Origin of the sequence: Microcystis sp. LE19-8.1F, assembly GCF_027531715.1 — a bacterium.
GTDB classification, from domain to species: domain Bacteria; phylum Cyanobacteriota; class Cyanobacteriia; order Cyanobacteriales; family Microcystaceae; genus Microcystis; species Microcystis wesenbergii_A.
The window spans coordinates 40133-52910 of the sequence record NZ_JAPZSO010000066.1 but is presented as its reverse complement, the minus strand read 5'-3'; the positions used below and the strand labels follow the sequence as shown (position 1 = coordinate 52910).

Sequence of the window (12778 nt, the reverse complement as noted above, 5' to 3'; positions counted from 1 at the left end):
TGTTGGATAATATCTTTAGGCTTTTTTGAAATCAAAAAGTGCCAGATATGGGAGGGATCGGGGGGGAGAATTAGGCACTTTTTCCCTGAAACTTAGGTAATTGACCACCTGAAAATGGGTAAAACCCCACACCCCACACCCAACCCCCCCGATGTCGGGGGGGTTGGGGGGGCCACACCCTACCCCCACGAAAAACTTTTTCAGCAAACCCTAATTATCCGATGATTGCTGGATTTAATCCCATGTATAGACGAGAATTACTGCAATTTATAGGCTCTCAGGCTCTTTTTGGGGCTATTAATCCAGAATTTGCTTGGAATTACCAAAATATTGACCATTGGGGCGAATTATCAAGGAATTATCGCCTCTGCACCACGGGAAAGCAACAAACACCGATCGATCTGAGTATAGTGACTGAAAAAGAGCTATACCACCCCACCTTTAATTATCGTCCTGTACCCCTAAAAATTCGCCATAACGGTCGTACAATCTTGGTTCAGACCGAAAAAGGTGGAAACATGAGTTTTCACGGCGAAAACTGGGATTTATTGCAGTTTCATTTTCATCATCCCAGCGAACATCAGATTAAAGGTCAGTCTTTCCCTCTAGAAATTCATTTAGTGCATCGAAATGGGAGGGGAAATTTAGCAGTTGTGGGCATCTTAGCCGAAATTGGTGCTTTTAATCCCTATTTACAAACCATTTGGGATTATTTGCCCCGAGAACCTTCTCCTGAAATGATTATCCCCGATACTTGGGTCAATGCCGGGCTTTTACTGCCAGAAAATAGCGATTTTTATGAATATCGGGGGTCTTTGTCCACTCCCCCCTGTAGCGAGGATGTTCTCTGGTTAGTCTGGCAAAATGCGATCAAAATTTCTCCCCAACAACTGCAACAATTGGCCGCAATTTTTCCCCGTAATGCGAGGAATATTCAACCCTTAAACGGGCGCTCGATCCTGCATTCCTAGTGGACGGTGAGCCTGTCGAACCGCAGAAATTGTCTGCATTTCAGCTAATTTAGATAATTTTATTAACTTTTAGACCAACAATGGTAAATAACTCAGGAATGCGCTCAATAACTAAAGCTTCTGCGGCTGTCCAGTCACTTTCCTTCGTGGCTAAAACCCCGAGAACACTCAGGGGAACCTGTAGAAATAGGTGACTTAAGAGGAGAGCGATCCCAGCGATTGCTAAACCTAAAAGCCGCCATTGGGGGAGATAGGCGGCCACGGCAGCCGCTAGAGGGGCAAAATTGTAGATTGGCCAAGCGATGAGAATTAAGAGGACGACTCCCAAAAGAGTAAGAAGACGATGGCGAGGACGTTGAAAAAGAGAGAGAATTTTTAACTGTTCGGGGGTGAGTTGACTCGGTTTCAGAGCAACCAACAAAAGACTAAAGATATCAAAAGGTTTTGTCCACTGCATCCAAAAAACGGGGACGATGGCGATCGCTCCTAGAAATAGCCATTCTAGCCAAAGAAAAGGCAAGGGATCACCCACAGCTAAACCAATCCAAGCGATTTGTAAAAAGATTGGCAAAGCCGCTAACCCTGCCAGATGAATCCACAAAAAAGGTTCTGATTTCATAGAGGCAAATGATAATTATAAATTATGAATTATGAATTATGAATTATGAAGTGGGGAGATGGGGGAGTGGGGGAGTGGGGGAATTATGACTGATAACTGATAACTGACTCCCGACTCCCGACGGTTCAAGTGTAATTAACTGGATAAAGTGCGACGTTTCATGACCATTTCGTAGGCTTCGATAATGTCGCCTTCTTTCCAGTCATTGAATTTAGAAACACCGACACCGCACTCGAAACCGGTGGCCACTTCCCGGGCATCTTCCTTCATCCGTTTGAGGGAATCGAGAACTCCCTGATAAACAATTTCCTTGCCGCGACGCACGCGCAGGAAGCGATTCCGCACCAGTTTACCTGATTGGACATAACAGCCCGCCACGGCCCCACGGCCGACGGTGAAGACGGCACGCACTTCGGCAAAACCGAGGTGTTCTTCCACTTCTTCGGGGTCAAGAAGACCTTCCATCGCCCCTTGAATATCATCCAGAAGCTTGTAGATGATATTGTAATCGCGGATATCGACCCCTTCCCGATCGGCGGATGCGCGCGCACCACTGGCCAGGGTGGTATTAAAGCCCACCACCACCGCACCACTAGCGGCGGCCAGATCCACATCGGTTTCGGTGATTTCCCCCGGAGAGGCGAGGAGAACCCGAATCTGCACTTCGTTTTGGGGTAACTGTTTGAGCGCACCGAGGATGGCCTCGACGGAACCTTGCACATCTGCCTTGAGGATGAGATTAAGTTCCTTGAGTTGTCCTTCTTGAGCTTGGATAGAGAGGGTGCTAAGGCTAACGCGACGAGAAGAGAGGGCCTGTTGTAAACGGGTGTTGCGTCGTTCGATCGCCCGTTGATCAGCGATCGATCGGGCTTCTTTCTCACTTTCATAGACATCGAATTCATCGCCGGCGGCCGGGACATCACTAAGACCGAGGATTTCCACGGCGAAGGAGGGGGTAGCCGCTTCGACTTTTTGACCGCGATCATCGATCATCGCCCGAATTTTGCCGAAAACGGAACCGGCGACGATGCTATCGCCCACCCGGAGAGTACCATTCTGGACGAGCAGGGTAGCCACGGGACCTTTGGTGCGATCGAGGTTAGCTTCGATGACGGTTCCCTTAGCCAAGCGATCGGGGTTAGCGACCAATTCCTCCACTTCTGCCACCAAGAGAATCATTTCCAGCAGATTATCGAGATTTTCACCCCGCAGGGCGCTCACGGGAACCATGATCGTCTCACCGCCCCAATCTTCGGCCACCAGTCCCTGTTCGGTCAATTCCTGTTTAATCCGGTCGGGGTTAGCTGAAGGTTTATCGACTTTGTTAATCGCCACAACGATGGGGACTTCGGCGGCCCTGGCGTGACTGATTGCCTCTTTCGTTTGGGGTTGTACGCCATCATCGGCGGCTACCACCAGCACCGCTATATCGGTGACTCTCGCCCCGCGGGCGCGCATGGCGGTAAAAGCTTCGTGGCCGGGGGTATCCAAAAAGACAATCTGTTCCGGTTTGCCGTTATGTTCCACATCGACGTGGTAAGCACCGATGTGCTGGGTGATGCCGCCGGCTTCCCCTTGGGCGACTTTGGTTTTGCGGATCGAGTCGAGGAGGGTGGTTTTGCCGTGGTCAACGTGACCCATAATGGTGACGACGGGGGGACGACGCTGGAGACTTTCCAAGTCGGAGACATCGATCATTTCCGTGGTTTTGATCGCCGCCGACTGGGTGCTGGGGGTTTCCACGGTCATCTCGAAGTCCCTGGCGATCATTTCGATCGTGTCCACGTCGAGAGTTTGGGTGATATTAACCGCCATCCCTTTAAAAAATAGGGTTCTGATGATCTCGGTTTCGGGGACTTTCATCAATTCCGAGAGGTCGCGCACGGTGAGACTGCCGGTGATGACGATGCTTTCCGGGCGTTTTTCCTCTTGGGGTTCTTGGCGCTCGCTTTTCGGGCCGCCGGTGTGGGCGGTTGGTTTACTAGGCCGCTTAACTTTGACTGCTGTTGGAGTGCTAGGGGTGGCAGCTTTAGCGGTGGGCGGTTTGGGGGGACGAGCGGTGGAGAGGGTAAAACTGGGGCTATTGATTAACCCGGATAGTTCCGATTCTAGATCATCATCATCTTCAAAGAGGGCTTGGGTGCGGCGTTTGTTTTTGCCGGCAGTTTTGGCGGTTTTGGCCGCTTTTTTCTCTTCTTCTTCTTCTTCTTCCCAGGTAGATTTTTTGGCCATGCGAGGGGGCATGGTCGGTCGTTTGAGTTTTTTCAGCCCGTCTGCTCCGAGCAATCCGGTATCTGTATCGATTTCTGTGCCATCAACGCCAGTTTTCTTGGTGGTGTCGGTTTCTTCCTCGCCAGTAGCCGAGATTTTAGCGGGCATACCGGGGCGAACCGGGCGCTTCAATTCCACCGTCTCCCGCACTTCTCTAGCTGGTTCCGCCAGTTTCGGGCTTTTTCCGTCGGGTTTGCGGTTGAGGGTCGGTTTTTCTGGTTTAGCCAAGCTAACCCTGCGCTCAGGACTAGGGGCGTTTTCGCTCTCGCCGCGCTCGCGTTTTTCTCCCCCCCTTCGACTTGGCTCAGGGCAAGGGGGCTTGTCGTTACTGCCAGGGGCATTTTTAGGTCGGGGTTCTGGCCGGCCCGAGGCGGTTTCAGGGCGTGGTTTCGGGGTGAGGGAGGGTCGATTAGGTGGGGCGATTAAGGTGGGGGCTGCTTCTGGCACTAGCGGGGTTTCGGTCGGGGTTTCTTTAACACTGGCGGCCTGAGATAGCATCTCCGCAGCGGTGGAGGGAGTTTTTTCGGCCGCACCGTCGCGCCCCGGGGGAGCGACAAGGGGTTTAACCGGGGGACGAGGGGGACTGATTAAAGTCGGTTTGGCCGAGGAACCGGCCTGACCGGGATAGCTTTGACCCTCTTCGCCGGTTTCGGGGCGGTTGTGTTTATGCAGGGCCAAAATCTTTTGTTTTTTTTCTTCGGCAGGACTAACCGATTCTCGCTGACCCGTGCTATTTTTACTGGTACTCGAAACAACTCCCTTCGCAGCGATTGCTTTGATGCGTTGGGCATCCTCTTCGCTGATCGTGCTACTGTGGCTCTTGTACTCGATGTTCAACTGGTCACAGATGTCCAAAATGTCTTTGTTGTCTAGATTCAATTCTTTTGATAAATCGTAAATTCTGACTTTCGCGTTACTCATCCATTATCCCCCGGCTAAAGTGTTAGTGATCCTATAAGTTGGCTGATTTTTTTATCCTGTCAAGACTGCCCCCTTTCCATGCTAACGATTTTGTGGCTATGATCGTCAATTTTAATCCTGATTTGGACGACCTTGCTTGGCAGTACCGAGGCGCTCTTGCAAGGATTCATAGAGCGTTTCGGGAATATTGGCTTTTAGGGCCCGTCCGAGACGATTTTTTTGCCGGGCCAGTTGCAGGCAATTAGGTTGCGGACAGATATAGGCAGCCCTTCCCATGCCTTGATCTAATTGTATCTGTCCGGACGGGTGTAGTCGGACAATTCGCCAAAAGGATTCTTTCGGGGCGAAGAGACGGCAGCTAATACAGCGTCGATAATTGACGAAGGGGTTCATTCTCGGTCTAAATCCTGCGCTTCTGGGTCGTTTTCATCGGTTTTTACCTCTTGTTCACCTTTATAGAGGGCTATATCCTTAATATCGATTTTCCAGCCCGTCAGACGGGCGGCTAGACGCACGTTCTGCCCTTCTTTGCCAATCGCTAAACTCAATTGATCCTGTGCCACCAGTACCAATGCTTGTCTTTCTTCGGCATTAGTGAACAAAACTTGGTCGATACGGGCGGGACTAAGGGCATTGGCGATGTAGGTGGCGGGATCTGGAGACCAGCGAATCACGTCGATTTTTTCGCCCCGCAATTCGTTCACCACGGCTTGAATCCGCGAACCTCTGGCCCCAATACAGGCCCCAACCGGATCCACGTCTCTCTCTAAGGTATCGACGGCGATTTTTGTCCGCGAACCAACGTGACGGGAGGGGGGATTGGCTTCTCGAGCGACGGCGACAATACGCACGATTTCCTCCTCGATTTCGGGAACTTCGTTAGCGAACAGATATACTACCAAACCCGCCGCCGCTCTGGAAACGATTAATTGCGGGCCGCGGTGAGAACCTTCTAGGACTTTTTTGAGCAGCACTTTAAAGGTGGCGTTGGCGCGATAGTTATCGTTGGGCAGTTGTTCCCGTTTGGGTAGTTCTGCTTCCACTTCCGGTTGACCGTAGGTACTTTGTACCATAACAATAGCGGCCTGTCTTTCAAAACGGACGACTCGGGCCTGTAAAACCGTTCCTTCCAGATCTTGGAACTCCTCTTGAATCAGTTTGCGTTGGTTATCCCGCAGTTTTTGCAGTAAAACCTGTTTAGTTTGAATCGCCGCCATACGACCAAATTCTTTTTGGTCGGGGGTGACATCAAGAACTACTTCATCCCCTAATTGGGCCTCATCGGCCACTTCTTGCACTTCTTTGAGGCCGATGTGATGGTCGGGATTGGTCACTTCTTCGACAATAGTTTTAGTAGAAAGGATGCGAAAGCCTTCTTCTTCTACGTCTAATTCTACATCAAAGTTATTGAAATAATCTTCATGGAATTGAGCGGCTTTTTCTAAACTTTGGGCGCGTCGATAGCGTTCATACCCCTTGATAAGTGCCTCACGCAAGGCTTCCTGTACGGCATTTTTTGGCAAATTATGTCGTTGGCTAATTTCTTCGAGCATTATTTTTAAACCAGGCAAATTAACAGTGGCCATAATTATTTTTTTCTCCTTACTTTTGAGTCATTAGTTTTTTAGCTATTAGCCTTGTATCAATGAGCAGTTATCAGTGATCAGTTATCAGATGTAAGTGATCAGTTATCAGATGTAAGTTTTAAGTTAATCAGTTAGTTAGTTATTTATTTATCTTCATCCTTATCCCTGATTACTGATTACTGTTTACTGATTACTGATTACTGATTACTGATTACTGATTACTGTTTACTGATTACTGTTTACTGATTACTGTTTACTGTTTACTGTTTACTGTTTACTGTTTACTGTTTACTGTTTACTGTTTACTGATCACTGATTATTGCGCTGCTCATCCAAACGGACGCTGATGACAGTGGTGCGATCGATGCTCAGGGAGCGACCTTTTTGGTTAAGATAAATAGATTGCTCATCTCTACCTTGCAGTTTTCCGCGCCATTCTTGCGGTTTTCCTTGGCTATCCTGGCCAGTAACGATGACGGGAAAGCCTTTAAAAGAGTGAAATTCGCGCTCACTGCTCAGTTGTCGAGAAATGCCGGGGCTAGATATTTCTAAAACGTAGGCCCCTGGTAAGATTTCTTGACTGTCGAGGGCGGTTTCCAAAGCCCGACTCATCTGCTCACAGTCCTCTAAACCAGTATCTCCCGCAAGATTGCGAATATCGACGCGCAGGACGGGAGGCCTTTTATTGGTTTGGAAAACGATATCGACCACTTCTAGCCCCAAGTTTTCAGCGATAGGGGTGGCTAGGTGCAGCAGGTCGGGGATGAGCGGATGGGTCATGATTTAGACAATAAAAAAAGCGGGCGAAACCCACTTCCCTAAACTGTTAGTGATTGGGATAGGCAGTTGTTAGACCACCTAGCTGAATACAGTATAGCAAAAAACCGTCATCACTATTTGCCCCCGGGGTCGTGCCTGGGGGAAAACAGAACAGTGGTCACGATCAAGTCGATCTGTCACAATGAATACAGGGTAACTAGATATAGAGTCAATTATGGATCAAAAATCTCCGCTCACCGTAGTTAGAGCCAAGTCAGCCAAGAATCGTGGTAATCGGCCAGTATGGAAAGGGATTGTCACCACTTGGATGATTCTGCAAACCTTTGGCCATGTCACTGCTGCTTGGAGTCAAAAAAACCCAAATACCCTCACCTACGGTGAATTGTTAGAGAAAATCGAGCAAGGAAAGGTAAAAAAGGTCGAAATCAATCCTTCTTTGCAGCAGGCAGCAGTTACCCTCGTCGGTCAAACGGACAAGGATCCCCCGAAAGAAGTCAATTTATTTGACCAAAATCCCGAATTAATCAAGAAACTCGATGCTGAAAAAATTGAGTACGGTATTCTCCCTCGCACTGACAATTCGGCCCTGATCAATGTTCTCACTAACCTGTTAGTGATTATTATCGTCTTGGGATTATTGGTGTTTATTATCCGTCGTTCCGCTAATGCTTCCGGTCAAGCGATGAACTTCGGTAAATCAAGGGCGCGGTTTCAGATGGAGGCGAAAACTGGCATAGAATTCAATGATGTGGCGGGTGTGGATGAGGCCAAGGAAGATTTACAGGAAGTGGTGACATTCCTCAAACAACCGGAAAAATTTACGGCTATTGGCGCAAAAATCCCCAAAGGAGTCCTGTTAATCGGTCCCCCGGGGACGGGGAAAACTTTACTGGCTAAAGCGATCGCGGGAGAGGCGGGAGTGCCTTTTTTCAGCATCTCCGGGTCGGAATTCGTGGAGATGTTTGTCGGGGTTGGTGCGTCGCGAGTGCGAGATCTGTTCCGAAAAGCCCAGGAAAATGCCCCTTGTTTGGTTTTTATCGATGAAATTGATGCCGTTGGTCGTCAACGAGGGATCGGTTATGGGGGAGGTAATGATGAACGGGAACAAACCCTGAACCAATTATTGACGGAAATGGACGGTTTTGAAGGAAATACTGGCATTATTGTCATTGCCGCCACCAACCGCCCTGATGTTTTGGATTCGGCCCTCTTGCGTCCGGGTCGTTTTGATCGGCAGGTAGTGGTGGATTATCCAGATTTTAAGGGACGTTTGGGCATTTTAGAGGTCCATTCTCGCGATAAAAAGGTGGCTGCTGATGTGGTTCTGGAGGCGATCGCCAGGCGCACACCGGGTTTTACTGGGGCAGATTTGGCTAATATGCTCAACGAAGCGGCGATTTTTACCGCTAGAAGGCGGAAAGAGGCCATTACCATGGCGGAAGTCAACGATGCCATCGATCGGATTGTGGCCGGTATGGAAGGGCGCGCTTTAGTTGATAGTAAAGCCAAGCGTTTGATCGCCTATCATGAGGTCGGCCATGCGATTGTCGGTACTCTCTGTCCCGGCCACGATCAAGTGGAAAAAGTCACCCTGATTCCCCGGGGTCAAGCGCAGGGGTTAACTTGGTTCACTCCCGATGAAGAACAGGGTTTAACCAGTCGTTCCCAGTTATTAGCCCGAATTGCGGGATTATTAGGGGGACGAGTGGCGGAGGAATGTGTCTTCGGTGAGGATGAAGTGACCACCGGGGCCGGTAATGATATTGAAAAAATTACCTATCTGGCCCGACAGATGGTAACGCGTCTGGGAATGTCGGAATTGGGATTGATTGCCCTAGAGGAGGAGGGCAATTCCTATCTCGGTGGTGCTGGTGCTGGTTATCATGCCGACCATTCTTTCGCGATGATGGCGAAAATTGATGCACAAGTACGGGAACTTGTCAAGCAATGCCACGATTTAGCAACAAAACTTATCCTTGACAATCGTGTGGCGATCGATCGCTTGGTGGATATACTGATTGAACAGGAAACCATTGACGGCGAAGAATTCCGGCGTTTATTGACGGAATTTCAGCGACAAGCGGACCGGTCAATGGTGACTATGGTTTAACTTGCCCTTCGTCTCCTCGCTTCGATTCAGTGGTTAGGAGACGATTTCAGCAAAAAATCTGCTAATCAGTCGGAGAAAGCCAGAATTAACGACTAACATTGTGATAAGCTGCCCGCGCATTTAAATTGCTTGTTGAGACGAGGCAAGAGGCAAGAGGCAAGAGGCAACAGTAAAGGGATTGGGGGAGATTCGGCTAATCTTAAGAATAAGCGCTTTAAATGCGTCTTAGCTTACTAAATCCGTTGAGTATAGGCTAGTTATGAGGAGAGGCACTCATGCAAGAGGCAACCCCCCCAACCCCCCACCCCCCTGCCCCCCCGACATCGGGGGGGCAGGGGGGGCAAGGGGGGGTAAGAGGGAATAGATAATCAGTCTTTAATAACCGGATTTAGTGTGAGCAGGAATTTTATTAATGGAATGGCCATTATGATTGCCTTTGGTGGGGGCAATAATATTAGCTTCTAAAGCTGAAGTCATCTCGGCCAACATTTCTAGATTGAAACGATAGCCGACGTTGCGGACAGTTTGAATTAAATTAGGTTGCCTGGGATCGGTTTCGATTTTTTTTCGCAGAGAGAGAACATGAGTATCAATTGTCCGGGGATTATCGATTTCCTCGGGCCAAGCGCGACGCAGCAAATCGGCTCTTGATAGGGGTGTTCCCTCCGCTTGGGCTAAAACGTAGAGTAAACTAAATTCTTGGGGCGTTAATTCGATATACTCCCCGTGAAATTGTACCCGTCGTTGGGCTAAATCTATTTTTAATTCCCCATAATCCAAGTGTAGGGGAGCGGCCACACCGCGTAAACGACGGGTTAACACTTCTACCCTAGCCATAAATTCTTGCATTCCAAAGGGCTTTTTCAGGTAGTCGTCGGCCCCTGCTTTTAAACCATTGACCACATCTTTTTCGCCATTACGGGCCGAGAGAATCAGTATTAAAGACTGTTTTTGTTGATAAAGCCAACGGCAGAGTTCGATCCCATCCCCATCTGGCAAGTCGGAATCGATAATTGCTAAGGTTGGTTGACGATGAAGGAAAGCTTGACGCGCACTTTGCAGGTTTGCCGATTGATTGACCAAATAACCGGCCTGTTGCAGATGCCAAGCTAATAGCGATCGCAAGTGCGGGTTGCCCTCAACAATAGAAATATGGATCGATACCACTTGAATTTCTGCCCCATTACTGCACAGATTGACACATTGTCAGGATATCAGAATTAATGTCAAGATGTTGTAACAATCGTAACATTCGTCGGTCGTCAGCTTTGAATCAGTTGTCAGTGATCAGTTATCAGTTATCAGATGTGAGTTTTCAGTTCACTGATTACTGTTTACTGATCACTGTTCACTGAAAAAAAGCTCCCCTCTCCTCTTATGCTCAAAAAAAACTCGTTTACTTTTCCGTAAACGAGTTGACTTTCCATGATACGATTAATAGTCCTTTGAGTTATTTGGCAACTGCTACCGGTGCTTTGACGGGCTGGGGCTGGGGCTGCAGGTCGCGCAAACTTGGGAAGAGGAAGTGGTTTTCCTCCACATATTGCGCTCCAAACAGTCCTTTTTCAGCCCAGAAATAGCGATCGGTTGTATGCTCGTTACGCTTAACAATCAATAAAGCTGGTGGGCTAATGCCTATAGCTTGAATATACTTACGCGCCGCAGTTACGGGTTTATCTTCGCCACTTTCAATACTATACTGGGGTACAAGTTCAAGTATCTTACGTCCTTCTTGACGACGGCGACTTTTACGTTTCCGTTTTCTGGCCAACCCAATTACCTCCTGTTTTGGCTAATCGTTGTAATGATAGTTACAAAAGCCGTAGCGATTATATCCCTTCTAGACCAAGAAATCAAGTGTCTCTCACCAACCCAATTACAAACAAATTTGACTGGAAGCTAGACTGAGACTATGTTTAAGTTTTTGTTATAAAAACACACCCCCAAATCCCGATACAAAACTTATTATTCTTAAACTTTTTTTAATACATACCGTGATCCACCCCGAAAATAGTGAGCAAACCCTTGTCCTAATTAATTGCTTTTTACTGGCTGCCCTCGACCCAAGAGGATCGCCCTTCTCTCCTGTGTAAACTGGGAAACAAAACTCGCAACCCTAGCTGTATCTAGGTTTTCTGACTTTTTACTTTTTACTTTCTTGGTATGGCCTTCTCCTCCCCTTCCCGGACTCCCCTTAGTGATGATTTTATTGCCCTCTGTCAGGCACAGATGGAACTTTTGCGGGAGCAAATGGAAGCGGACAGAAGTGCGGTTTATTTAACTGAACCTTTATCGAGTAATTTAATCCCAGTCGTTGTTTATCCTCCTTTTAATCCCCCTTATCCCCAAAAAAAGCGGCTTTCCTTACAACCAGGGCAACCAGAGGCAGACTTGTTAACTGCGGTTAAGCTAGAAGATTTATCCCACCTCTGGAGTAATCAGGAGACCGTCAGCAGTCATCGCTTGTTTTTACCCTTAATGTATGAAGAGGGCATGATCGGATTATTGGTGACAACCAGAGAAAAACGACCTTGGCAAAGTTGGGAATTAACCCAGATGGAAAAAATCACCCAAACCCTCGCTTTAGCCTGTGTACTCGATCGCCAATTAGGAGAAGAACGTTATTATCGACAATGGCAAAGTCAGCGCCTCGATACCTTTCTCCATCAAATCCGCAATCCCCTCACCGCTTTAAAAACCTTTGGTAAACTTCTGCTCAAAAGACTTTTAGCCGAAGAAGGTAACGATCCCGCCATTACCGGTATATTGAGGGAAAGCGATCGAGTTCGGGACTTAATTGCCGAATTTGAGGCACAAATTCAGCAAGAAAGCGAAAATTACCCCACTGTCGATATTCCTCTCCTGCAAGGGCAATCTTCCCCCACCGCCTTTCTCTTGCCTGCTGGCAGCGGCCCACTAACTCCGATCGATCTCCATGATCTTCTCGATCCGCTGCTCCTTTCCGCCCAAGCGGTAGCCAAAGAGAGAAATCTCAGTCTAGAAACGATTCACGGGGAAGACATACCACTTATTCGCGCCAATATCCCCAGTTTGCGGGAAGTATTCAGCAATTTAATCGATAATGCCCTCAAATATACTCCCGCCGGCGGAAAAGTCACCGTCGAGGTAAAAAATGTTAAGAATAGTGTAGAAATTGTTTTTAAAGACACGGGTTATGGTATTCCGAGGAGCGATCAAGAAAGAATTTTTCAACGTCACTACCGGGGAGTGCAAGCGGGGGGAGATATACCTGGTACGGGATTAGGTTTAGCGATCGCCAAAGAATTAATTACCAGCATGGGGGGGACGATTGAATTTATCAGTCCCAATCCCGAGCCAACAAGTTCCCTCTACCCCGGCACAGTTTTTCGGGTTAGTATGCCAGTTATGCCCGACGATAACCTCAGTATAGGAAAATGATCGGGCCCGTAAATTCTGCCTATTTTCTCGATAGTGAGATTCCCTGAGTGATCGGTTAAAATATATCGAAAATATCAGTGTCACTGGTAAATTGGCTGTG

General features: G+C 48.3%; 11 protein-coding genes. 3 read left to right on the top strand and 8 right to left on the bottom strand.

Annotated features, from left to right (window positions below):
- Positions 1-15: 15 nt before the first annotated feature.
- Positions 16-207, bottom strand: coding sequence for a hypothetical protein (locus tag O9334_RS23120; protein WP_072024785.1), 192 nt, complete (start codon positions 205-207; stop codon positions 16-18).
- A 35-nt stretch (positions 208-242) separates the two neighbouring features.
- Between O9334_RS23120 and O9334_RS07020 the strand changes: the two genes are divergently transcribed.
- Positions 243-971: a carbonic anhydrase gene (locus O9334_RS07020; protein WP_045358240.1), complete on the top strand. Its 729-nt coding sequence runs from the start codon at positions 243-245 to the stop codon at positions 969-971.
- Positions 972-1020: 49 nt separating this feature from the next.
- On the opposite strand, the gene O9334_RS07015 is transcribed toward O9334_RS07020, so the two are convergent.
- The 5 genes from O9334_RS07015 to rimP all read right to left on the bottom strand — a co-directional run bounded on the left by O9334_RS07015 (position 1021) and on the right by rimP (position 7148).
- Positions 1021-1590: a low-complexity tail membrane protein gene (locus tag O9334_RS07015; RefSeq protein ID WP_190381615.1), complete on the bottom strand. Its 570-nt coding sequence runs from the start codon at positions 1588-1590 to the stop codon at positions 1021-1023.
- A 135-nt stretch (positions 1591-1725) separates the two neighbouring features.
- Complete coding sequence (gene infB / locus O9334_RS07010; RefSeq protein WP_287999730.1) at positions 1726-4782, bottom strand: translation initiation factor IF-2; 3057 nt, start codon at positions 4780-4782, stop codon at positions 1726-1728.
- A 111-nt stretch (positions 4783-4893) separates the two neighbouring features.
- A complete protein-coding gene (locus tag O9334_RS07005) occupies positions 4894-5175 on the bottom strand; it encodes a YlxR family protein (protein WP_002738851.1) in 282 nt (93 codons plus the stop codon).
- Complete coding sequence (nusA, locus tag O9334_RS07000; RefSeq protein WP_287999729.1) at positions 5172-6368, bottom strand: transcription termination factor NusA; 1197 nt, start codon at positions 6366-6368, stop codon at positions 5172-5174. The genes O9334_RS07005 and nusA overlap by 4 nt, the downstream gene beginning before the upstream one ends.
- 309 nt (positions 6369-6677) lie before the next feature.
- Entirely contained in the window at positions 6678-7148 is a 471-nt protein-coding gene (rimP, locus tag O9334_RS06995) for a ribosome maturation factor RimP (protein ID WP_045358002.1), read from the bottom strand.
- Positions 7149-7362: 214 nt separating this feature from the next.
- Here rimP and ftsH point away from each other — a divergent pair, with 214 nt between their 5' ends.
- The gene (gene ftsH, locus O9334_RS06990) at positions 7363-9258 is read left to right on the top strand and encodes an ATP-dependent zinc metalloprotease FtsH (protein ID WP_045358001.1); all 1896 of its coding nucleotides are present in this window, start codon (positions 7363-7365) and stop codon (positions 9256-9258) included.
- Positions 9259-9633: 375 nt separating this feature from the next.
- Here the strand turns inward: ftsH and O9334_RS06985 are convergent, their stop codons facing one another.
- On the bottom strand, positions 9634-10425 hold the full coding sequence (locus tag O9334_RS06985) for a response regulator transcription factor (protein WP_287999728.1): 792 nt from the start codon (positions 10423-10425) through the stop codon (positions 9634-9636).
- A 283-nt stretch (positions 10426-10708) separates the two neighbouring features.
- The gene (locus tag O9334_RS06980; protein WP_002768353.1) at positions 10709-11029 is read right to left on the bottom strand and encodes a DUF3155 domain-containing protein; all 321 of its coding nucleotides are present in this window, start codon (positions 11027-11029) and stop codon (positions 10709-10711) included.
- Between the two features lie 392 nt (positions 11030-11421).
- Between O9334_RS06980 and O9334_RS06975 the strand changes: the two genes are divergently transcribed.
- Positions 11422-12678 (top strand): GAF domain-containing sensor histidine kinase, encoded by a 1257-nt coding sequence (locus O9334_RS06975; protein ID WP_045357954.1) that lies wholly within the window; start codon positions 11422-11424, stop codon positions 12676-12678.
- Positions 12679-12778: the final 100 nt, after the last annotated feature.

What these genes read in the sequence shown, in the direction of transcription:
- O9334_RS07015 (WP_190381615.1), bottom strand. Translation starts at nt 1,590, where the DNA reads ATGAAATCAGAACCTTTTTTGTGGATTCATCTGGCAGGGTTAGCGGCT.
- ftsH (WP_045358001.1), top strand. Translation starts at nt 7,363, where the DNA reads ATGGATCAAAAATCTCCGCTCACCGTAGTTAGAGCCAAGTCAGCCAAG.
- O9334_RS07020 (WP_045358240.1), top strand. Translation starts at nt 243, where the DNA reads ATGTATAGACGAGAATTACTGCAATTTATAGGCTCTCAGGCTCTTTTT.
- nusA (WP_287999729.1), bottom strand. Translation starts at nt 6,368, where the DNA reads ATGGCCACTGTTAATTTGCCTGGTTTAAAAATAATGCTCGAAGAAATT.
- infB (WP_287999730.1), bottom strand. Translation starts at nt 4,782, where the DNA reads ATGAGTAACGCGAAAGTCAGAATTTACGATTTATCAAAAGAATTGAAT.
- O9334_RS06975 (WP_045357954.1), top strand. Translation starts at nt 11,422, where the DNA reads ATGGCCTTCTCCTCCCCTTCCCGGACTCCCCTTAGTGATGATTTTATT.
- O9334_RS07005 (WP_002738851.1), bottom strand. Translation starts at nt 5,175, where the DNA reads ATGAACCCCTTCGTCAATTATCGACGCTGTATTAGCTGCCGTCTCTTC.
- rimP (WP_045358002.1), bottom strand. Translation starts at nt 7,148, where the DNA reads ATGACCCATCCGCTCATCCCCGACCTGCTGCACCTAGCCACCCCTATC.